The sequence below is a fragment of the Actinoplanes subglobosus genome (assembly GCF_042650585.1).
Lineage (GTDB): Bacteria > Actinomycetota > Actinomycetes > Mycobacteriales > Micromonosporaceae > Actinoplanes > Actinoplanes subglobosus.
Window position 1 is genome coordinate 500,334 of record NZ_JBHSBL010000020.1, and the last position, 21,467, is coordinate 521,800.

The following is a 21,467-nucleotide window of genomic DNA, read 5'->3' on the forward strand; positions in this document are numbered from 1 at the left end:
GTACGGACGTCGCCCTCCCACAACCGCATTCCACCCGTCCCGGACTACCCCGCAAGCCAGGCCTCCCCTCACGGCCAAATCGCGCCCGCCGGGCTGACCGCGTCCCTCACCGCTCCACCCCGCCCTCTGACCGCATCCGATCACCCACCCATCCTCGCGCCCTGACAGCGTCAGGTCATCCAGCCACCCACGCTCCCTGACCGTGTCAGATCACCCACTCACCCACCCCGCTCCCTGACTGCATCACCCACCCAGCAGCCGCCGCCCCCGGACAGTCACGAGGGGCCCCGGCCGAACGTGTCCGCTCGGCCGGTCCCGGGCTCCTCAGGCGTACACGTCGAGGAACCGCCCGCTGCGCTGGAAGTTGGCCACCGCCGTAGCGCGAGCCGCCTCGATCCGGGCCACCTCACCCTCCGCGTGGACGACGGCGGCCCGGTCCGCGGTGACGACGGCAGGCGCCGCAGCCGTAGGAATCTGATCCCGGACGAGCTTGGCCCGAGCACTCTGCAACCGGCCGTAGGCGGCCGAGCTGTCGTAGTCCGAGGGGGAAGCGGCGTTGACCTTCATCGTGGCTCCTCCGTTGCTCTCCGGTTGCGATCCCTCGCTGGCAGCCGGTTACATCGTCCACCCCGCTCCCGACTTGCAACTTCTCCCAGTGACCTGAGCAACAACCGCCCTGCAACCATCCGCACCATCGTCCCGGTCCCGGTCCCGGTCCCGGGTCTCGGTCTCGGTCTCGGTCTCGGTTCCGGTCGCGGTCTCGGTCTCGGTTCCGGTCGCGGTTCCGGTCGCGGTCTCGGTTCCGGTCGCGGTCTCGGTCTCGGTTCCGGTCTCGGTCTCGTTTCCGGTCGCGGTCTCGGTTCCGGTCGCGGTCTCGGTTCCGGTCTCGGTTCCGGTCGCGGTCGCGGTCCCGGTCGCGGTCCTGGTCCCGGTCCCGGTCCCGGTCCCGGTCCCGGTTTCGGTCCCCGTCCCGGTTTCGGTCCCCGTCCCGGGACCGGTCTCGGTGTCCGGTCCCGGTTCGTCGGTCCTACGCCGCGTTCGCCGGTGTTTGCCCCATACCGCGTTCGCCCTGCGTTCGCCCCGCCCTCTGCTTACGTCGCGCCCCGCCGCCCGCCCGCCGGATCTTGACCGATTCACCACCGGATCCGGTGGCAAATCGATCAAGATCGGCCAGGTTCGGCGCGGGAGTGCTGGGGAGACGAGGGGTCATGGCGCGGGAGCGCCGGGAGGTGAGGGGTCATGGTGTGGGGGTGGTGGAGGCGGTCATGGCGCGCGGGAGCACCGTGAGGTGAGGGGTCATGGTGCGGGATTGTGGGGAGGCGAGGTCTGGGGGCGGGAACGGTGCGGAAGCGTGCTGGGACGGCGAAGGGCGTGGCCCGGTGCCTCTCGGTGCACCGGGCCACGCCCTGTCCGTGTGCCGGGTGCTCGGTGAGCGTCCGGCCGGGAATTCAGCTCTTGGCGCCGACCCGCTCGCGGGCGCTGTCCGGCCAGGTGGCGAGGCTTGCGGAACCGCGCATGCCGGCCGCGTTGATCGCCTGCTTGAGGCTGGCCACGTCAGAGTCGGCGAGCTTCGCGTAGGTGGTGATGCCGGCAGCGGCCAGAGCGATCGCCACCTTCGGGCCGATGCCGGGGATCTTCGTCAGGTCGTCGGGCTCGGCGACGGGGGCGGGGATGCCCACGAGGTCCGGCTCGGCGGTGATGACGGCCTGTGCCGGGATGACCGGCTCGGGCGCGACAACCGGCTCTGGTGCGGCAATCGGCTCGGGAGCGGCAACGGGCTCGGCAGCGGCGACCGGCTCCGGTGCGGCGACCGGCTCGACGACCGCCACGGTGGGCTCGGCAACGGCCGGCGCGGCGTCGGCGGCCGCGATGGGTTCAGCGACTTCGGCGGGCGCGTCGACTGCGGTCGGCTCGGCGACCGCGGTCGGCTCAGCGACCGCGTTCGGCTCAGCGGCGGCGGCCGGGGTTACCTCGTCCACGGAAGCCCGTCCGGTCGCGAGCTTCACGGTCGGCTCGTCGCCGTCCGTCGGGCTCTCCGTGCCGGCCGCGACGACCGGCTCATCAACGGCGGTGGGTTCGGCGGTGACCGGCTCGGCGTCGGTGGAAGCGGAGGAGTCCGCGGCAACCGGGTCGGCGTCCGCGGCATCCGGGTCGGCATCGGTGGCGGAGTCGGGGGTGACCGGCTCGGCGGCGGGGGTGTCCGCGACCGGCTCGGCGAGGGCGAGGGTCTCGGGCTCCGCGCTCTCGGCCTTCGCGGACTCCTCCGACGACGGCTCCTCAGCCGCGATGATCGACTCGGTAGCGGTCGACCCGGACAAGACCGACTCGGAGGCCGGCTCCGACTCGGCCGAATCCGGAGCAGCGACGGTCGAGTCCGAGACGGCGGCGGACTCCGACGCGGCAGAGGGCGAGACGGCGGCGGACTCCGGCGTGGCAGAGGGCGCGTCAGAGGGCGAGACTGCGGCGGACTCCGGCGCGGCAGAGGGCGCGTCAGAGGGCGAGACGGCGGCGGACTCCGGCGTGGCAGAGGGCGCGGCGGGGGACGCGGCGGCGGGGGTGACCGGCGCGGCGTCGGAAGTGAGGGGTGCCGCCACGGCGTCGTTGTCGTCGGCGGCAGGGGAGTCGGCGGCAGGGGCGGGGGAGCTCTCGGCGACGGCCGGGGCGGCGACCGCCGCGGGGGCCGGGCTGGCTACGGGGGCCGTGGTGGCGCCGGAACGGCGTCCCCAGACCAGCCAACCGCCTATCGCGCCGATCACGAGCCCGGCAACAAAGTAGAGGAATGATGCCATATCGGGCCTCCGGACAGGAGAGGAGGGTGCTTGTGGTAGCGGGCAGCTTTGCACATCCCGATGAGCTGTGACGACGTGGGTGTCGACCAACGTCGAACAGCTACCACCTGCGACGTCCGGGGGTTTTACACCAAAGGCACGGGACAACGGTCAAACGACCGGTCACCCGATCAGGTACGGGAGATCGTGCCCGGAATGAACCGGTTGGACAGATAGGTGATCAGCCACAGCACCACGCCGATGAGCAGCAGCACCCCGGCGACCCGATAGTCGGCGGTGGCCCGCCCGGACAGGGGGCTGGCGAGGAACGCGCAGGCGACCGCCCCGATGACCGGGATCACGGTGGGTGCCCGGAAGTGCTTGTGCGACACCGGGTCCCGCCGCAGCACCAGGACGGCGACGTTGACCACGGTGAAGACGCAGAGCAGCAGCAGTGCCGTGGTTCCGCCGAGCGCGGTGAGGTCGGCGAACCAGATCAGCCCGAACGCGATGACCGTGGTGAACACGATGCCCACCCACGGGGTGCGGCGGGTGCGGTGGACCTTGCCGAGGACGGTGGGGAGGACCCGTTCGTTGGCCATCCCGTACAGGAGCCGGCTCGCCATCATCATGTTGATCAGCGCCGAGTTGGCGACCGCGAACATCGTGATGAACGCGAAGACCGACAGCGGGAACCCGGGTGCCCCGGCCGACACGACCTTGAGCAGCGGCGTGTCGCCGGAGCCGAGTTCGGACGGCGGGACGAGCGCGACGGCCGAGACGGCGACGAGCACGTAGATCGCCCCGGTGACGCAGAGCCCGATGAGCATCACCTTGGGGAAGATCCGCACCGGGTCGCGGGTCTCCTCGGCCATGTTCACCGAGTCCTCGAAGCCGACCATGGCGAAGAAGGCGAGCGCGGTTCCGGCGGTGACCGACAGCAGCACGCTCTCCCCGGGCGGGGTGTTGAACTCGGTGAGCCGGGACAGGTCGCCGTTCCCGCCGCCGAGTGCCCACGCGCCGACCCCGATGACGATCAGCAGACCGGTCAGCTCGACGCAGGTGAGCACCACGTTGGCCTTGACGCTCTCGCCGACACCCCGGAAGTTGATCAGCGCGACGAGGACGATGAAGCCGAGGGCGACCGCCGTCACCGCGAAGCCGGAGGAGGGGCCCAGCGAAAGGTCGAACGCCGAACCGAAGTTGCCGGCGAAGGCCTTGGACGCACTGGACGCCGAGGTCAGCCCGGAGCACATCACCGCGAAGGTGACCATGAACGTGAGGAAGTGCAGCCCGAACGCCTTGTGCGTGTAGAGGGCCGCCCCGGCCGCACGTGGATACTTGGTGACCAGCTCCAGGTAGCTGAACGCGGTGAGCAGCGCGACCACGAACGCCAGCAGGAACGGCAGCCACACCGCGCCGCCGACCTCGTTGGCGACCTTGCCGGTCAGCGCGTAGACGCCGGTGCCGAGGATGTCGCCCACCACGAAGAGCAGCAGGAGGGCCGGGCCGATGACACGGTTGAGTTCCGGCTGCTGGGTAGCCGGTGCCACATCCGCCATGAGTGCTCCCCGAGAAAAGGTCCACTGCGGATAAGTGACGTTACGCGTACCTTGAGTGACATGCATATCGTGCTCGCCGCAAACCCCGAGACGGAGCAACCGTGGGTGACCGATGCGGTCGCCGATCTGGTGCGGCAGACCGGCGCGTCGGTGGCGGTGGTCGCGGTGGACGAGCTGGAGAGTGAGCATCTCGCGCCGATGCCACGCAGTGTCTACACCGAGCGGGCGCGGAAGGCGGCGGAGGCGGCCACGTCGCGGTTGGCGGCGGCCGGCATCGAGGCGACGCACACGGTCCTGCCGGGCCGCCCGGCCGAGCAGATCATCAGGTTCGCGGGGGACCAGCGGGCCGACCTGATCGTGGCCGGGTCGAGCGTACGCCCGGTGATGGCGCAGCGGCTGCTGGGAAGTGTGCCGTTGACCCTGATCGAGAAGGCGGGCCGTCCGGTACTGGTGGTCACCCGCCCCGTGTCCGGGTGACCACCAGCGTGCCTTACGGGACTGCGGGGTAGTTCGTCACGAAGACCGGCTGGCCGACCTTCGTGGTGTCGGCCGCCTCACCGACGCCGTTGACCACGTGGTCGATGACACCGGCGCTGAGGTTGACGGTCATGATGTGCTTCAGCTTCACACCGGGCGTGTTCGGCACCTCGAACCCGTTGGCCGTGTGGATGGACGGGTTGTTCTGGTTGAAGACGTAGACGCCTCCGCCGTACAGCTGGTGCTTCTTGACCTTGCTTCCGACCTTGTAACCGGCGTAGCCCTGGACCTTGCCGTTCATCCAGTCGGCCTGCGTCGGCGGGTCGTACGGCAGCTCGTTCTGGTAGAGAACGGTGGTGCCGCGCTCGCCGTTCCAGACGGTGTTGTACTTCTGGAAGTGCTCGACGAACAGGCCGGTCGCGGTGACGTCGTCACCGTTGATGACCGCGCCGTACCGTCCGGTGTTGGTCTTCCACCGGTCGGTGTCGCCGTTCACGCCGTTGGTGAAGCCCTCGACGCCGTGGTCGCCGCGCCACACCCAGGTGTGGTCGATCAGCACGTCGTCGCTGTTCACCTCGAGCGCGATGTTCGTCTTGCCGATGTGCGGGCCACCGACGCGGAAGTACACGTCGTTCAGCGTGGTCGGGTTGGCCGCGGAGCTGAAGCCGAGACCGTGCTGACGGCCGACGCGCAGCAGGACCGGGGACTCCTTGGTGCCGGCGTCGATGGTGACGCCGGCGACGATCACGCCGGGGACGTCGGCGACGTCCAGCGGGATCGAGCCGTTGACCGCGGTGAGCGTGGCGTGGCCGAGGCCGAGCACCACGGTGTTCGGGCGGAACACGTGGATGCTCTGGGCGATGTCGTAGACGCCCGGGGTGAGCAGCAGGTTCTTGCCGAGGGCCAGCTGCAGGTTGATCTTCGCGACCGAGTCACCGGGCTTCGCGACGTAGAAGTCGGAGAGCGCGATGGTACGGCCGGAGGTGTCGTCCCACGAGGAGCCGGCCGTGTTGCGCTTGGCCGCGGGTACCCGGACCTGGTACTTGCCCTTGGCGTCGACGAACAGGAACGGCTTCTCCCGGCTGACCGGGGTGGTGGGCAGCGTGGTGTACGGCGGGTTCGGGAACGCCGAGTCGTCGGGCGCTCCGGTGACGCCGGCGAAGACCTGGTTCCACACGGCGTTGGACCAGCTCTCCACCTCGCTGTTGCGGGTGAGCCACTGCTGCTGCGAACCGTTGACCGTGGTCGGCAGCTTGGAGTTGGCGATGAAACCACCGGAGGCGTACTGCGGGCCGGCGGTGCAGTAGTCCATCAGCGACAGGGTGCCGCCGGTGAACTGGGTGCGGCGCAGCGAGACGGCCTGCGACACGGCCCAGAAGTTGGCCGTCTGGCGGCAGCCGTCCTGGCCGGCGCCGTTGATGTTGACGGTCAGGTTGGACAGGGTGCGCCAGAAGTTGACCAGCGCGATGCAGTTCGGGTTCGCCGGGTCGGAGCCGAGGCAGCGGTTGTACGCCTCGACCTTGCCGTTGATCACCACGTCCCCGGGGTTGGCCCCGAGACCGGAGATCTCCGTGTAGTAGCCGACCTTGATCTGGAGCGGCTGTTCGGCGGTGCCGTAGGTGCCCGGCTTGAACAGGTACGCGTACCGGGCCGTACCCATCTCGTTGTCGACCTGCTTGGCGTAGGTCGCGTCCAGGGTGGCCTGGATCTGGCTGACCGGCGTGCTCGGGTCGAAGACGGTGACGTTGGGGCCGAGGTCCTGGACGCCGGCGGTCCAACCGTGCGCGGACGCCGGCAGGGCCGGTGCCACGCTGAGGGCGAGCCCGAGGGTGAGCGCCACCGCGGCGGCGCGACGGATCGGGCGGGGTCTCGTCATGCGGAGGGATTCCTTCCGAAACAAGATCGCAATGATGCCCGTCACAGAACCAATCGTCGAAGCTCCATGTCAAGCAGGCTGATCCGGCATACCACCTTGATCGGTATGAACCTGGCGAGTTCCGGAACCAAGCTGACCGAAAAGACGGGTGGAACCGGTCCCGGAAGCGGTTTCGGACCCCTGTGGACCCCTCATCGGGCAGCGTCGGCGAACACCACCACATTGCTCCGATAGCTGCCCTCGCTCCGGTCGAAAGCGCCCCCGCACGTGATCAGGCGGAGCCCCGGACGATCGATCGGCGCGTACACCTCGGCGGTCGGGAAGTCGCGCTTCGCATACAGCGCGACCCGCGACACGCGGAACGTCGCCACGGTGCCGTCGTCACGCCGTACCGCGATCGGGTCTCCGCTCTTGAGCTCGCGCAACCGGAAGAAGACCGCCGGGCCGTCCCGCGCGGTGTCCACGTGCCCGGCGAGCACCGAAGCGCCGGTCTCGCCCGGCGACGGTGAGTCCCGGTACCAGCCGGCGGGTGCGTCGCCGCGCAGCGGAGGCACCTCCAGGGAACCGTCCCGCTGGAGCCCCAGCTGCATGATCGCGGTGTCCACACCGATCGCCGGGATCCGCAGCCGCACCGGGACCGCCGGTGCCAGAGCCTTCTCCGGAGACCGGGGCGAGGGCGCGGCCGAGGGCGGGGCGGGGGCCGCGGGAGCCGGCGGCGGTGGCAGGCCGTCCTCGGTACGCAGTCCGAGAGCGACGGTCAGGGCGCCGAGCAGCGCCAGGACGCCGGCGAAAACCGCCGCCCGGCGGTCACGGATCTCCGGCATGTCCAGGTCAGCGGTGGTGCAGAGGGCGACGGACGGCGTACGCCCCACTCGCGGCCGCCGCCACGAGAAGGAATCCACCGGTCACGAGAAGGGCGAGCCGGCGCCCCGAGACGACACCGCCGCCACCCGCGTCCACACCACCCTCCGGTGTCGTCGCGTCCTCCGGATCATCGGAAGGCTCCGCCGAGGGGTCGTCGGTGGGCCCGCCGGTGGGTTCTCCGGTGGCTGATCCGGTGGGATCCGTCGTGCCCCCGCTGGGCAGAATCGCGGCCGAACCGCCGTCCCCCGGCGAGGCGGAGACCGAGGAGCCGGGGCCCGGTGAGCCGGCGCCCGGTAAGGCCGAGACCGAGGCGCCCGGGTCGGCGGTCGTCGACGCCGGATCGTCCGGATTGGTGCAGAGCGCCAGCACCGCGAAGAGCAGGATCAGCAACAGCAGCAGCCCCGCGCCGACCGCGATCAGCCGGTTGCGCTGCACCGAGCTCGGCGCACGATGTGCTGGCGAACCGTTTCCGGACATACGGTCCTTCCGCCGAAGAGCTGGGACTGACCGAACCACGTGCTGGGGACGCTATCCCCCGTTCCCGGCAATCGCATCCGTCAATCCATGATCGGTCACTTCGGACCTTGACGACTCCCGATCACAGTGACCGAACAGTTACCGTCCGAGTCTTGACAGGAGCCGCGAGAATACGCCGCATGATCGAGATCCGGGATCTGACGAAGACGTACGGGAAGGTGGACGCGGTCCGTGACGTGACGTTCACCGCCGCGCCCGGCCGCGTCACCGGCCTGCTCGGGCTGAACGGCTCCGGCAAGAGCACCACGCTGCGGATCCTGCTCGGCCTGGCCCGGCCGACGAGAGGCGCCGCGCTGATCAACGGAAGCCGCTACCGGGAGCTCGACCACCCGGTGCGGCACGTCGGCGCGGTCATCGAGCAGGGCCTGAGCCACCCGGGCCAGTCCGGGTACGCCCACCTGCGCACCCAGGCCCTGCTCGGCGGCTTCCCCCGCTCGCGGGTCGGACCGCTGCTGGAGTACGTGGGCCTGGAGGACGCCGCCACGAAACGGACCGGCGACTACTCGCTGGGCATGCGGCAGCGGCTGGCGGTGGCGACGGCCCTGCTCGGCGAGCCGTCGGTGCTGGTGCTGGACGAGCCGGCGAACGGCCTGGACCCGCCGGGCATGGCCTGGCTGCGGGAGCTCCTGCTGGCGCACACGGCGGGCGGCGGCACCGTGCTGATCTCCAGCCATCTGCTGGCCGAGTTGGAGCACTTCGTCGACGACGTGGTGATCATCGGCGAGGGCCGGATCCTGGCGTCCGGAACGCTCGCCGAGCTGACCGGGACCGCCCGCCTGCGGGTGCGCGGCGCCGATCCGGAACGGCTGGCGAAGTCCTTCGAGCAGCACGGCGCGACGGTCGTACCGGACGGGCCGTTCCTGTTCGTCTCCGGTCTCGGCCCGGAGCAGGCCGGCGACATCGCGCTCGCCGCCCAGGTCGCGATCTACGAGCTGGTGGCCGAGGCCCAGCACCTGGAGGACATCTTCATGAGCGTGGCGGAGGCCCGATGATCGCCGTCGTGCGCAGCGAGCTGTACCGCAGCGTCAGCATCATGTCGTCGTGGCTGGCGATGATCGGGTTCGCCTTCATGGCCGCCCTGTTCGGCTGGTTCAGCAAGGAGGCCTGGTCGCTCTTCGCCGGGCTCGGCGCCTTCGGCATCGCGGTGACCGTGACCGCGCAGCACTACCAGCACCGGACCATCGTGCAGGTGCTCCTCAACCAGCCGCACCGCTGGCGGGTCCTGATCGCGCAGTGCTTCTCGGCGGCGGTGCTGGGCACGGCGCTGACCGCGGTCAGCGGCGTGGCGGTGCTGCTCGGCGAGAGTGCCGCGCACTACCGCTCGACGGTGCTGGTGGCGCCGGTGATGGCGGTGTTCGGCACGCTCTGCACGGTCGTGGTGCGGCACCCGATGTGGCTGCTCGGCGGGGTGTTCGCCTGGCTGCTGTTCGCCGAGGGCCTGATCAACCGGATGGCGATCGGGCTGCCGTTCGCCTCGTTCGCGATGGCCTCGGCCGGTAACACCAAGGCCCTGCTGGTCCTGCTGGCCTGGACGGCCGCGGCGGTCCCGGTGGCGGTCTGGGCGATCCACCGGGACGTCGCCGCCGACTGACACCGGGAAGCCGAGCCGGCCGCATGAAGCTGATCAGCCCAGCAGGATGATGGCGACCAGGGCCAGGACGATCGCGGCGATCAGGCCGAGAGCGATCGGCCCGGCCATCCGCCGCCACCCGGCCGGCACCGGCTGCGGCGCGGCGGACGGCGACGAGGCGACCGGGATGGCGTCCACCGGATGCATCGCGTACGGCGCGGTGGGCACCTCGGGATGCGGCGGCGGAACGGCGGCCGGTGACGAGGCGACGGTCGGCAGGCCGCCGTACTGGGCCCCGGCCTGCTGGGCGGCGTAGAGCGGTGTCTGCTCCGGGTTCTCCGGCGCGACCGTGTGCGCGCCCGGTGCGGCCGGGCCGCTGGGCGGGATCGGCGGGAAGTAGCCGTTCGGCGGTGGCATCGGCGTGCCGCCGGGCTGGACGTGGTCGGTCCACTGACTGCCGTCCCACCAGCGTCGCGCCGGCAGGCCGCTCGGATCGGCATACCATCCGGCGGGCTGCGTCATGGGTGGTGCTCCTTCTCGGGCCGGGGCAGGGGCTGAGGTACCTGATCGGCCGGGAGCACGCGGGGTTGAGGACTTCCGCCCGCCGGATGGGCCGGCGGGCGGAACTCATCGGGTCAGGCCTTGGTGATGACGAGGTTGTCGACGGCCGCCTCGACGAGCGACGCGGTGCCGGCGTCGGCCGCCTCGACCTGGATGCGGATCGTCTGTCCGGCGTACGACGAGAGGTTCGCCGTGGCGGTCGTCCAGGCCGCCGCCTTGTTCGCCGCCGCCGCGGTCTGGCTGAGCACGGTGGTCGTGGTCGTGCCCGAGACCACGCGGATCCGCAGGTAGTCGGCGCTGGTCGCGTTGTTCAGGTAGGCCAGGTACCAGGACAGGCTGAGCGTCAGGGTGCCGGTCGGCAGGGTGATCGCCGGGGAGGTGATCGTGGTGATTCCGCCGTCGAGGTCGTTGGCGCCCGCGCTGGCCCCGGCGGTCGCCCCGGTGACCAGGGCGAAGCTGCCCTCGGCGGTGGCGTTCAGCTGGGTGGCGACACCGGAGCTGGTGGTGGCCTCCGGGTTGCCGCGCTCCAGCCGGCCGGCCGTGGCGGTGTCGGTCGTGCCCTGGGTCCAGCCGGTGGCGGTCTCCAGGCCGTCGGACCAGACCGTGGTGCCGGGCGGGGTGGTGGTGCCGCCGTCGGCGAGCGTCCACACCGCGTACGCGATGGCGTCGGAGTTGCGGTCCAGCGCGGTGTCGTTGATGTTCGACGTGGTGTCGCACGACGCGTGGTAGCAGGGGTCGAAGCGGCCGGTGGTGCCGCCCCAGAGGGTGACCTGCGCGGACGTCTTGCTGCCCTCGGCGCCGGTGAAGATGCCACCGGCCGGGATGCCGGCCGCGATGAACGGGCCGTAGTCGCTGCGCCCGTCGAAGTCGGTGCCCCGGGTCGGCACACCGATCGAGGTGAAGTACGCGGCGAGGGTGGCTTCGATCTGTGCCGAGCCGGCCGGGCCGGGGCCGGATCCGGTGCCGTCGGAGTTGTCACCGTCGTAGAGGAAGTACCCGGGGTTCGGCGAACCGATCATGTCGAAGTTCAGGTACCCCGTGATCGCCGCCTTCTGGGCCGTGGTCAGCGAGTTGACGTACGCCGTCGACCCTCGCAGTCCCAGCTCCTCCGCACCCCACCAGGCGAAACGCAGGTGCCGGTCGGGCTGGAAGCCGGACCGGGAGACCTGCAGCGCCACCTCGAGGATGCCCGCCGAGCCGGACCCGTTGTCGTTGATGCCGGGGCCCGCGGTGACGCTGTCCAGGTGGCCGCCGATCATCAGGGTGTCGGACGTGTCGCCGCCCGGCCAGTCGGCGATGAGGTTGTAGCCGGTCGCCCCGTTGTAGGTGAACGACTGCTGCGTGGTGGTGAACCCGGCCGCGTCCAGCAGGTTCTTCACGTAGGTGACCGAGGCCAGGTATCCGGGCCGGCCGTGGGCGCGGTTGCCGCCGTTGGCGGTGGCGATGCTCTGGAGCTGGGTGAGGTGGGCCTTCACGTTGGCGACCGGGATGTCCGGCGCGGCGAGGGCGGCCTGTGCCGGGGTGGTGACGGCGATGCCCGAGGCGATCAGCCCGGCAACGCCCACGATGGAGAGTGCTCGCACGGGGTTGTCCTCCGTGTACTGAGGGGAACGGTCAGAGCCCGAAGCATCGCACCGGAGAGCGCTCAGCCGTTCATACCAATCGATACCTACCGTGGCATGAGCTCATGCCCATGTCTGCATGTGGGCGCATGCCCATGTCTCTATGGCTAAGCTGCGGGAACCGCCCCGGGCCGGATCGGCCGGGCGGGCGGCTCGACAACGGAAGGCAAGGGATGCGCAAAATCCTGGCGGCCACCATCGCCGCCTCCGTCGGTCTCCTGATCGGCGCCGGCACGATTCCGGTCGCGGCCACGGCGACGGCCAAGACCGGCGGCTACAACCCACCAGCCATCGACTGGGGTACGTGTACGCGTCCCAGTCTGCAGGCGCGTGGCGCGCAGTGCGGGTTCCTGGTGGTCCCGCTCGACTACCGCAAGCCGAACGGCACCAAGATCAAGATCGCGGTGTCGCGGATCAAGCACAAGTCCGCTGACAGCGCCTACCAGGGCGTCATGCTCACGAACCCGGGCGGCCCCGGCGGCTCCGGTCTCGGCCTGGCGGTGCTCGGCGAGTACGTGCCGAACGGCGCCGGCGAGTTCTACGACTGGATCGGCTTCGACCCGCGCGGCGTCGGCTCGAGCGTCCCGTCGCTGACCTGCGACCCGAACTACGCCGGTTACAACCGGCCGTTCTACGTCCCGGTCAACCGGCAGCTGGAGAAGACCTGGCAGGCCAAGGCCAAGGGGTACGCGAAGGCGTGCGACGTGGCCGGCGGTGCCCTGCTCGACCACCTGAAGACCACCGACACGGTCGCCGACATGGAGAGCCTGCGCAAGGCCCTCGGACAGTCGAAGATCAACTACTACGGCTTCTCGTACGGCACGTACCTGGGCCAGGTCTACGCCACGCAGCACCCGGACCGGGTCCGCCGGTTCGTCTTCGACGGCGTGGTCAACCCCGAGCGGGTCTGGTACGACGCGAACCTCGACCAGGACATCCAGTTCGACAAGAACATGGACGTCTTCTTCGGCTGGGTCGCGAAGAACGACGCCACCTACCACCTGGGCACGACTGCCAAGGCGGTGAAGCAGAAGTACTACTCCACGCTGTACTCGCTGATCAAGAACCCGGCCGCCGGCAAGATCGGCCCGGACGAGTGGAACGACATCTTCGTCTCGGCCGGCTACTACGTCTTCGGCTGGCAGGACGTCGCCTCGGCGTTCGCCGCGTGGGTGAACGACAAGGACCCGGCTCCGCTGCTCGACGCGTACGCCGAGCCCGGCGCGGCCGGATCCGACAACGGTTACGCCGTCTACCTCGGCGTCCAGTGCACCGACGTGCAGTGGCCGACGAAGTGGTCCAAGTGGCAGCGGGACAACTGGAAGATCCACTCCAAGTACCCGTTCATCACCTGGAACAACGCCTGGTACAACGCGCCCTGCATCAACTGGGGTGCCAAGGCCGGCAAGTCGGTCGACATCAACGGCAAGAAGGTTCCGCCGGTGCTGCTGATCGCCGAGACCAACGACGCGGCCACGCCGTACTCGGGGGCTCTCGAGGTCCGCAGGCAGTTCCCGCGCTCGGTCCTCATCGAGGGCGTCGGCGGCACCACCCACTCCGGTTCGCTGAACGGGATCGCCTGCACCGACGACACCATCGCCGCCTACCTGGCCACCGGCGAACTGCCGGACCGCGTCCGCGGCAACCGCTCCGACAAGCAGTGCGACCCGATTCCGCAGCCGGACCCGACCGCACTGACCACCTTCGGTTTCACCACCACCGACGATGCGCGGGCTGAGGTTCGCGACGCGATCGGCGTCCGCTGACCCCCTTTTAAAAGCAACGAGCCCGGTCATCTCGTACGGATGACCGGGCTCGTTGTTTCTGCCGTCTTATTGTCCGGCGTTCTTCTTCGCCGCCTGGATCTGCTCGTAGACCCTGGTCCGCATCGCGATGAACGCCGGGTCGGCCCGGGTCGTCAGCTGGTCGCGCTCGGCCGGCAGGTCGATGATCAGCTCGTCCTGCACCACTGTGGGTGACGACGACAGCATCACCACCCGCTGACCGAGGTAGACCGACTCGTCGATGTCGTGGGTGACGAACAGGATGGTCACGCCGAGCCGCTTCCACAGCCGGCGAACCAGGTCCTCCAGGTCGGCGCGGGTCTGCGCGTCGACCGCCGCGAACGGCTCGTCCATGAGCAGCGTCTGCGGCTCGTAGGCGACCGCCCGCGCGATGGCCACTCGCTGTTGCATGCCGCCGGAGAGCTGCCAGGGGTACGCCGACTCCGAGCCGGACAGGCCGACCGCGTCCAGCGACTGCTCCACCAGCTCGGCCCGGCGCTTCTTCTCGACCCGCTTCTGTTTGAGCGGCAACTCCACGTTGTCCCGCACGCTCATCCAGGGGAACAGGCTGCGCCCGTACTCCTGGAAGACCACCGCCATGCCCTCCGGCGGGCCGTCGACCGCCTTGCCGTTGACGCGGACATCCCCGGCGGTCGGGTCGAGCAGGCCGGAGATGCAGCGCAGCAGCGTCGTCTTGCCGCAGCCGGACGGGCCGACCAGGCAGACCAGGTCACCGTTGTCCACCGTGAACGTCAGGTCACGAAGCGCTTCGACCTCGCGGCTCCCGGACCGGTAGACCTTCCGCAATCCCTTGACTTCGAGCATCGTCGCTCCTCCTAGCCGGCGCGCTGCGCCGCGCGCAGGCCCTCGTACCACCGCAACGCCCGCCGCTCGGCGAGCCGGAAAAGCAGCGACAGCACGAAACCGAGCAGGCCGAGCAGGATGATCCCGCTCCACATCTCGGGGATCGCGAAGCTGCGCTGGAACTGCACGATGGTGAAGCCGAGACCGTTGCTCGCGGCGAACATCTCGCTGATCACCATCAGGATGATCGCGATGGACAGCGCCTGGCGCAGTCCGGCCGCGATCTGCGGGGCGGCCGACGGCAGCACCACGTGCGTGATCCGGGCGGACCCGTTCACCCCGTACGAGCGTGCGGTGTCGAGGACCACGCTGTCCACCGCACGGACCCCCTCCACCGTGTTCAGCAGGATCGGCCAGATGCACCCGAACACGATGACGGTCACCTTCATGCCGTTCCCGATGCCCGCGAACAGCATGATCACCGGCACCAGCACCGGTGGCGGGATGGCCCGGAAGAACTCCAGGACCGGCTCCAGCGTGGCGCGCAACCGGCGGTTCAGGCCGATCGCCACGCCGAGACCGACACCGATCAGGGCGGCCAGCAGGTATCCGGCGAACAGGCGCAACAGGCTCGGCAGGACGTCGGCCTTCAGACGCTCGGCCTGCCAGGTGTCGCCGAACGCGGTCAGGATCTCGGACAGCGGCGGGGCGTAGAAGTTCGTGCTGCCGGCGCTGAACACGTACCAGCCCACGAACAGGACCAGCGGCAACGCGACCGCCAGCCCGACCTTCTTGAGGATGTCGTTCACACGGCCACCTCTCCCCGTACGGACTGGTGCCAGGCGAGCAGGCGGCGCTCGCCGGTACGAGCCAGCAGGTTGATCAGGACACCGAGGAGGCCGGTGACGACGACCAGGGCGTACATGGTGGGTACGGCGTCCGACGCCTGCGCGACGGCGATCTCCTTGCCCAGGCCGGGCGAGCCGATCACCAGCTCGGCCGTGATCGCCAGGACCAGGGCCACCGAGGCGGCCAGCCGGACACCGGTGAAAACGTAGGGCAGGGCGGTCGGCCAGAGCACGTACCGGACCCGGGCCCACGCCGAGAACCGGAAACTCTTCGCCGTCTCGAACGCGATCGGGTCCACGTCGGCGACCCCGTACAGCACCTGGACCAGAACCTGCCAGAACGAGGCGTAGCAGACCAGCAGCAGGGTCGAGCCCAGGTCGGTGCCGTACATCAGCACGGCCAGGGGGATGAGTGCCACCGAGGGGATCGGCCGGAGGAACTCGACCGTCGACGCGGTCAGCGCCCGCAGCGCCGGCACCGACCCGATCACCAGGCCGGCCAGGACGCCGCCGGCGACCGCGAGGGCCAGGCCGATCGCCCACGCGACCATGGTGTCGGACAGCGCCGTCCAGAACGCGGGGTCCGACGCTTCGTCGACCAGGGCGCCGGCGATCGTGCTGGCCGGCGGCAGGAACCGCTCGTCGACCAGGCCGACACGCGGCGCCGACTCCATGACGAGGAGCAACCCGGCCAGGCCGGCAACCCCGAGCAGAGCGGGGTTGCCGGACCGGACCGGGTTGGCCGGGCGGGCCGTCGTCACGGGAGGAGCTTCGCCAGGTCCGGGGTGCCGGTGAAGATCCCGTCCTTCTCGCCGAGGCCGGCGAGGGTCTGCACCGAGGCCTCGTTGATCTGGGTCGGCCACTTCGGCAGCACCAGCGACGCGCGGAGCTTCTCGTCGATCTTGGTGTAGCTGGCCAGGATCCCGCGGACCTCGTCCGGGTGCGAGTCGGCGTAGGTCAGCGACTCGTTGACCGCCTCGGTGAAGCGCTTGACCAGGTCGGCGTTCTCAGCGATCAGCTTCTGCGAGGTGAAGTACGCGGCCACCGTCAGGTTCGGGGCGGCGTCGACGAAGGTCGAGGCGATCTCCCGGCCACCGGCCGCCTTGATCGTCGACAGCTGGGGCTCGACCACCCAGGCCGCGTCGACCTCGCCCTTCTCCAGGGCCGCCGGCATGGTCGGGAACGCCATCTCGACGAAGTTCAGCGTCGTCGCGTCGCCGCCGGCCTTGCGGACCGACTCGCGGGTGACGGTGTCGCCGATGTTCTTCAGCGTGTTCACCGAGATCTTCTTGCCGGCCAGGTCCTTGGCGGTCTTGATCGGGCTGTCCGCCTTCACGACCACGGCACCGAAGTCCTTGCCGGCCTCCCCGGTCGACGAAACACCGGCGGCGACCGCCTTGATGGGCAGACCCTTGGTCTGGGCGATCATCAGGGAGGTCAGGTTGCTGAAGCCGAACTGGGTCTGGTTGTTCACCACACCCGGCACGATCGCGGCGCCGCCCTGACCGGCCTCCAGGGTGAGCTCGATGTTCCGGCTCTTGAAGAAGCCCTTCTGCTGGCCCAGGTAGATCGGGGCCACGTCGATGATCGGGATGACGCCGACCTTGACCTGGTCGACACCGCCCTCGGTCTTGGTGCCACCGCTGGAATCGGTGCCACAGGCCACCAGGGAGCCGGCGAGCGCAGCCGCCGCGAGCCCCGCGAGAAGTCGCCGCATATTTACTCCTTCGAAATGTGTGCGCATGACGAACGTGAGTTCTCATGGAGAACGCTATGATGTGCCCCGTGTCACGTCAACGATTCGGGTCGATCATCTGATGCCGCGCGAACCGTACTACGTTCAGTCGCTGGAGCGGGGCCTCGCGGTGATCCGCGCGTTCGACGCTCAGCACGCCGAGCTCACGCTCAGTGACGTCGCCCGGGTCTGTGGTCTCACCCGCGCCGCCGCCCGGCGGTTCCTGCTCACCCTGACCGACCTCGGATACGTCCGCACCGACGGCCGGCTGTTCTCGCTGGCCCCGCGGGTCCTCGAGCTCGGGTACTCGTACCTCTCCAGCATCTCGCTGCCCGAGGTCGCCGAACCGCACCTCGAACGCCTCGTCGCCGAGGTCCGCGAATCGTCCTCGATGTCGGTGCTCGACGGTGACGATATCGTCTATGTGGCCCGTGTCCCGACAAGTAGGATCATGCGGGTCGCCATCAGTGTGGGCACCCGATTCCCGGCATACGCCACATCGATGGGCCGGGTGATCCTCGCCGGTCTCCCCGCCGCCGAGCTGGAGGCCTACCTCGGCCGGGCCAAACTGGAGGCCCTCACCGACCGGACCATCCACACGGCAGACGCGTTGCGTGCCGAGCTGGCCCAGGTCCGCAGGCAGGGCCACTCGATCGTCGACCAGGAACTCGAAGAGGGCCTGCGGGCGATCGCCGCCCCCATCCGCGACCGCTCGGGAACGGTGACCGGAGCCGTCAACGTCTCCATCCACGCCGCCCGCGCGACGGTCGACGACATCCGCGAGCGCATCCTGCCACCGTTGCTGGCCGCGGCGGCAGCCATCGAAGCCGACCTGAAGATCGCCGCCCGCCGCTGACACGCGGCGCCCTCCGAGCCGTGGCGGACCACGTCGCCGTCGCTCTCGTACAGCGTGATGATGTGCGGCTGGACGTGGCTCGGCGCGTGTGATGTTTTAGGCCGCGACGGCGCTGTCATTGTCGTGGATGAGGTAGGCGGAACCCGGTACACGTTTGGCGGCATACATCGCGTCGTCCGCCCGGCGCAGCACCTCCGCCGCGTCGTCACCGGCCCGGCCCGCGGCGATGCCGATGCTCGCGCAGATGTACAACTCCTGCCCCGCCACCAGGACCGGATCCTGCAGCCCGTCCAGTGCCCGGTCCACCAGCGCGGCCGCCTCGGCACCGGTCGTCCCCGGCAGTACCAGCACGAACTCGTCCCCACCGAGCCGCGCCGCCGTGTCCCCGGGCCGGATAGCCGCGGTCAGCGCCGACGCCACCCGGGTCAGCAGAAGATCCCCCGCCTCATGCCCGAACGTGTCGTTGATCTCCTTGAACCGGTCCAGATCGAGCAGCGCCACATGCACCGTCCCGCCGCTGCCGCTGCCGCTGCCGCTGCCGCTACTGCCGCTGCCGCTACTGCCGCTGCCGCTACTGCCGCTGCCGCGCCCGCCGCCTGCGGTCTGCTCGCCAGCGGCGCCAGCCGCCACCTCTGGCCTGCTCAGCTGCGGCGTGGCGGTGGCCCGGCTGTTCTGCGGCGTGGCGGTGGCCCGGCTGTTCTGCGGCGTGGCGGTGGCCGGGTTGTCCTGCGGCGTGGCGGTGGCCGGGTTGTCCTGCGGCGTGGCGGTGGCCCGGCTGTCCTCCAGTGCGGCGGTGAGCCGGCGCTGGAAGAGCGCCCGGTTCGCGAGACCGGTCAGAGCGTCGTGCGAGGCCGCATGATCGAGCCGTGCGACGAGGCGGCTGTTCTCCCGGAGCGCCGTCATCTGCCGGTAGGCGACGACCGCCGTCAACGCGACCGCGGTGAACGCCACCGCCACCATGTCGTCGGAGCCCTGCCAGGCGGCGACCAGCAGCAGGCCGTCGACCGCCGCCACCGCCGCGTAGGGCAGCACGCTGTAGGGACGCCGGCGGTACTTGACCCGCGGACCCTCCGACCGCCACTGCTCCTCGGCGGCCCGGGCGGCCAACCACAGAACCAGCGGAATCTGCACCTGCGCCACGAACAGCCGATCACCGGCGGCGGCGACGAGCGGCTGGAGCATCGGCGCGAGCGCCCCGAGCACCGTCCCCGCGGCGAGTAGCCGCAACCCGCGCCCGTCGATCGCCGAATAGTCCGACATCACCGCTTTGGCCAGGGCGAACACCGTCAGCACGGCGAGCACCGTCAGCACCAGCGACACCAGCACATCGGAGGTCATCCCGGCGTGCAGTGCCTGCCGGGTGCCGAAGTGCCAGCTGAACACCGCCGCGGCCAGAGCGACGGTCCCGGCGTCCAGCGCCACCAGCAGGGCGCCGCCTGCCCGGTTCGCCCCGACCGGTAGCCGGCCCAGCGCATGGACCAGGGTGAGAAGGGCAAGACCGCTGAAGATCAACATCAAGGTCCCGGTGTACGACGTACGCCCACCCGGATGCGTCAGCACATCCACGGCCTGCGCCATCTGCCCCGCAGCGGTCAGCGCCGGAGCGGGGGCCAGGTGCCGCCAGAACCGGCGGGTCGGCCCCGGCAGCCCGGGGTTGCGTGACACCGACCCGAACGCCGCCGAGGCCAGCAACCCCGCCGGCGCGATGGCTGCCCACAACAGCCACGACGGTCCGACCGGCCGCACCATGGTGACGGCGAACCAGACGGCCGCCACCGTGAAGAGCGCCAGACACACCCGGCTGTACTTGATCAAGACTGCCTACTCCCCGCGAATTCGAGCAGGAAGCCCATCGGCGGCCGGCCAAGGAACTTGAGCGCTCAACCTCTGTCGGACCCACCCCGTCGGGTGGCGGCTGCCGCGGGTGTGGCGGGGCTGCTGGGACCAGACCTTGTTGGGGCCGGTGGGGCCCGTGCTGGGGCCGGTGGGGGCCGTGCTGGGGCCGGTGTGGCCCTTACTGGGGCCGGTGGGGCCAGACCTTGCTGAAGATCAGGAACGCGGCGACGGTGTCCGGATCGGGGAGCACTCAGAATCGGGGGGTTTTGACCGAAGTTAACCGGCGTGCCGAGAGTCTCGCGTGTTCCCGGGTGGCTGATCTGGCTGATCTGCGGGCTGGGTGCAGCCGCGGCCTACACCACATTGCCCTACGGGTGGGTCTCCCTCGCTCTCTCGACCGCCATCTCGGTCGTCTCGTGTGCCCTCATGGTCCGCGGCGCCCGCCGGCACCGCCCGGCCGCCGAGCGCAACTGGTACCTCTTCGCCGCCGGCGTCGCCACCTGGGTCCTGGGCGACCTCGTCTACGCCGCGCAGATCCTCATCGGCGGCGAAGCGACATTCCCCTCCTGGGCGGATGCGCTCTACCTCGGCGCCTACCCCCTGCTGACGATCGCCCTCTTCCGCCTCACCCGGGAACGCCCCAGCGGCGGCGGCTTCCTCAGCGGCAACCTCATCGACTCCGCGATCATCGGAGTCGGGGTCGGCATCGTCTACTGGACCTTCATGATCGAGCCGGTCCTCGCCGACTCCACGCTGCCCGTCCTCACCCGGGTCGTCACCGCCGGATACCCCACCGTCGGAGTCCTGCTGTGCGCGGTCGTCACCCCGCTCGTGCTGCGCCGCGGCCCGCGTAGCCCCAGCCTGTGGCTGCTCACCGCCGGTAGTGCGATCACCCTGGCCGGCAACATCCTTTACACCCTCGTGCCCGGCATCGTCGACGCCGTCCATCTCTACGCCGGATACCTCGCCGCCTACACCTGCTGGGCCGCCGCGGCCGCCCACCCGTCGATGGCCCGTCCGGTCACCGGCGACCGTGACGGCCTGGGCCGCAGCCGCCTGCTCGTCCTCACCGCCTCCACCCTCCTCGTCCCCGCCGTCCTCCTGGTCCAGGGCGAACACGGCGGCGGCCGGGTCAGTTGGGGCGCCGTGGCAGTCGGCTCGACGGCCCTTTTCGTCCTCGTCGCCACGCGCATGAACGGTTACATCTCGCGGGTCGACTCGCAGGCCCGCCAGCTGCGCGAACTGGCCATGCGGGACGACCTGACCGGCCTGCCCAACCGCCGCGCCTTCGAACAGCGGGCCGCTCACGCCGTGACCACCGCCCCCTGTCACATGATCATGATCGACCTCGCCGGATTCAAACACGTCAACGACAGGCTCGGCCGTGCGGTCGGAGACCAGGCGCTCATCGCGGTGGCCGACCTGCTGCGCCAGAGCATCCGTGACGGTGACATGGTCGCGCGGATGGGCGCCGACGAATTCGCCGTCCTCGTCCACGACACGCTCCCCGGCGATGGGCCCACCGTCGCCGGCCGTCTCGCCGAGGTGCTGCACCACCCGGTCCACGCCGGCGAACACGAACTGCTCCTCAACGCCCGCCTGGGTGTGGCGTCCACCGCCACCTTCGCTGTGCCGTCCACTGCTGGCTCCTCCCCGTACGCCTCCGACGCTCTCATCTCTTCTATCGCCGCCCGCGCAGGAAATGGTTCTGTTGCCACCGCATCTCTTTCCGGCGGAACGCCGGCCGGCGGTCTCGACGGGCGCGCC

The 21,467-nt window shown here is 70.2% G+C and carries 19 protein-coding genes; 6 read left to right on the forward strand and 13 right to left on the reverse strand.

The window, feature by feature from the left end:
• Window positions 1-324: 324 nt before the first annotated feature.
• The 3 genes from ACFO0C_RS31475 to ACFO0C_RS31485 all read right to left on the reverse strand — a co-directional run bounded on the left by ACFO0C_RS31475 (window position 325) and on the right by ACFO0C_RS31485 (window position 4,330).
• A complete protein-coding gene (locus ACFO0C_RS31475) occupies window positions 325-567 on the reverse strand; it encodes a hypothetical protein (RefSeq protein WP_378070347.1) in 243 nt (80 codons plus the stop codon).
• Window positions 568-1,448: 881 nt separating this feature from the next.
• Window positions 1,449-2,789, reverse strand: coding sequence for a helix-hairpin-helix domain-containing protein (locus ACFO0C_RS31480; protein WP_378070348.1), 1,341 nt, complete (start codon window positions 2,787-2,789; stop codon window positions 1,449-1,451).
• Between the two features lie 170 nt (window positions 2,790-2,959).
• On the reverse strand, window positions 2,960-4,330 hold the full coding sequence (locus tag ACFO0C_RS31485) for an APC family permease (RefSeq protein ID WP_378070349.1): 1,371 nt from the start codon (window positions 4,328-4,330) through the stop codon (window positions 2,960-2,962).
• A 60-nt stretch (window positions 4,331-4,390) separates the two neighbouring features.
• Here ACFO0C_RS31485 and ACFO0C_RS31490 point away from each other — a divergent pair, with 60 nt between their 5' ends.
• Window positions 4,391-4,807: a universal stress protein gene (locus ACFO0C_RS31490; protein WP_378070350.1), complete on the forward strand. Its 417-nt coding sequence runs from the start codon at window positions 4,391-4,393 to the stop codon at window positions 4,805-4,807.
• 13 nt (window positions 4,808-4,820) lie between these two features.
• On the opposite strand, the gene ACFO0C_RS31495 is transcribed toward ACFO0C_RS31490, so the two are convergent.
• The 3 genes from ACFO0C_RS31495 to ACFO0C_RS31505 all read right to left on the reverse strand — a co-directional run bounded on the left by ACFO0C_RS31495 (window position 4,821) and on the right by ACFO0C_RS31505 (window position 7,982).
• On the reverse strand, window positions 4,821-6,683 hold the full coding sequence (locus tag ACFO0C_RS31495) for an adenylyl cyclase (protein WP_378070351.1): 1,863 nt from the start codon (window positions 6,681-6,683) through the stop codon (window positions 4,821-4,823).
• A gap of 191 nt (window positions 6,684-6,874) precedes the next feature.
• Complete coding sequence (locus ACFO0C_RS31500) at window positions 6,875-7,555, reverse strand: class F sortase (RefSeq protein ID WP_378070352.1); 681 nt, start codon at window positions 7,553-7,555, stop codon at window positions 6,875-6,877.
• A complete protein-coding gene (locus tag ACFO0C_RS31505) occupies window positions 7,515-7,982 on the reverse strand; it encodes a hypothetical protein (RefSeq protein ID WP_378070353.1) in 468 nt (155 codons plus the stop codon). The genes ACFO0C_RS31500 and ACFO0C_RS31505 overlap by 41 nt, the downstream gene beginning before the upstream one ends.
• 221 nt (window positions 7,983-8,203) lie before the next feature.
• Here ACFO0C_RS31505 and ACFO0C_RS31510 point away from each other — a divergent pair, with 221 nt between their 5' ends.
• Window positions 8,204-9,076 carry an ABC transporter ATP-binding protein gene (locus ACFO0C_RS31510; protein WP_378070354.1) on the forward strand — a complete coding sequence of 291 codons (873 nt, stop codon included), beginning with the start codon at window positions 8,204-8,206 and terminating at the stop codon, window positions 9,074-9,076.
• On the forward strand, window positions 9,073-9,675 hold the full coding sequence (locus ACFO0C_RS31515; RefSeq protein ID WP_378070355.1) for a hypothetical protein: 603 nt from the start codon (window positions 9,073-9,075) through the stop codon (window positions 9,673-9,675). The genes ACFO0C_RS31510 and ACFO0C_RS31515 overlap by 4 nt, the downstream gene beginning before the upstream one ends.
• A gap of 33 nt (window positions 9,676-9,708) precedes the next feature.
• Here ACFO0C_RS31515 and ACFO0C_RS31520 read toward each other — a convergent pair whose 3' ends face one another.
• Together ACFO0C_RS31520 and ACFO0C_RS31525 are read right to left on the reverse strand one after the other, a co-directional pair.
• Window positions 9,709-10,176: a DUF2510 domain-containing protein gene (locus ACFO0C_RS31520; protein ID WP_378070356.1), complete on the reverse strand. Its 468-nt coding sequence runs from the start codon at window positions 10,174-10,176 to the stop codon at window positions 9,709-9,711.
• Between the two features lie 113 nt (window positions 10,177-10,289).
• Window positions 10,290-11,780: a M28 family metallopeptidase gene (locus ACFO0C_RS31525; RefSeq protein ID WP_378070499.1), complete on the reverse strand. Its 1,491-nt coding sequence runs from the start codon at window positions 11,778-11,780 to the stop codon at window positions 10,290-10,292.
• A 230-nt stretch (window positions 11,781-12,010) separates the two neighbouring features.
• Here ACFO0C_RS31525 and ACFO0C_RS31530 point away from each other — a divergent pair, with 230 nt between their 5' ends.
• The gene (locus ACFO0C_RS31530) at window positions 12,011-13,603 is read left to right on the forward strand and encodes an alpha/beta hydrolase (RefSeq protein ID WP_378070357.1); all 1,593 of its coding nucleotides are present in this window, start codon (window positions 12,011-12,013) and stop codon (window positions 13,601-13,603) included.
• Between the two features lie 66 nt (window positions 13,604-13,669).
• On the opposite strand, the gene ACFO0C_RS31535 is transcribed toward ACFO0C_RS31530, so the two are convergent.
• Genes ACFO0C_RS31535 through ACFO0C_RS31550 form a run of 4 tightly spaced genes read right to left on the reverse strand, consistent with a single transcriptional unit; the run spans window position 13,670 to window position 16,990 of the window.
• A complete protein-coding gene (locus tag ACFO0C_RS31535; protein ID WP_378070358.1) occupies window positions 13,670-14,446 on the reverse strand; it encodes an ABC transporter ATP-binding protein in 777 nt (258 codons plus the stop codon).
• Between the two features lie 11 nt (window positions 14,447-14,457).
• Window positions 14,458-15,234 carry an ABC transporter permease gene (locus tag ACFO0C_RS31540; RefSeq protein ID WP_378070359.1) on the reverse strand — a complete coding sequence of 259 codons (777 nt, stop codon included), beginning with the start codon at window positions 15,232-15,234 and terminating at the stop codon, window positions 14,458-14,460.
• Window positions 15,231-16,034, reverse strand: a complete 804-nt coding sequence (locus tag ACFO0C_RS31545; protein WP_378070360.1) for an ABC transporter permease — start codon at window positions 16,032-16,034, stop codon at window positions 15,231-15,233. Before ACFO0C_RS31545 ends, ACFO0C_RS31540 begins: the two co-directional genes overlap by 4 nt.
• Complete coding sequence (locus tag ACFO0C_RS31550; protein WP_378070361.1) at window positions 16,031-16,990, reverse strand: ABC transporter substrate-binding protein; 960 nt, start codon at window positions 16,988-16,990, stop codon at window positions 16,031-16,033. Before ACFO0C_RS31550 ends, ACFO0C_RS31545 begins: the two co-directional genes overlap by 4 nt.
• Before the next feature lie 100 nt (window positions 16,991-17,090).
• On the opposite strand from ACFO0C_RS31550, the gene ACFO0C_RS31555 reads away from it, so the two are divergent.
• Window positions 17,091-17,864 (forward strand): IclR family transcriptional regulator domain-containing protein, encoded by a 774-nt coding sequence (locus tag ACFO0C_RS31555; protein ID WP_378070362.1) that lies wholly within the window; start codon window positions 17,091-17,093, stop codon window positions 17,862-17,864.
• A gap of 96 nt (window positions 17,865-17,960) precedes the next feature.
• On the opposite strand, the gene ACFO0C_RS31560 is transcribed toward ACFO0C_RS31555, so the two are convergent.
• The gene (locus tag ACFO0C_RS31560; protein WP_378070363.1) at window positions 17,961-19,679 is read right to left on the reverse strand and encodes a diguanylate cyclase domain-containing protein; all 1,719 of its coding nucleotides are present in this window, start codon (window positions 19,677-19,679) and stop codon (window positions 17,961-17,963) included.
• 306 nt (window positions 19,680-19,985) lie between these two features.
• Between ACFO0C_RS31560 and ACFO0C_RS31565 the strand changes: the two genes are divergently transcribed.
• On the forward strand, window positions 19,986-21,467 hold a 1,482-nt coding region (locus ACFO0C_RS31565), incomplete at its 3' end, for a diguanylate cyclase domain-containing protein (RefSeq protein ID WP_378070364.1).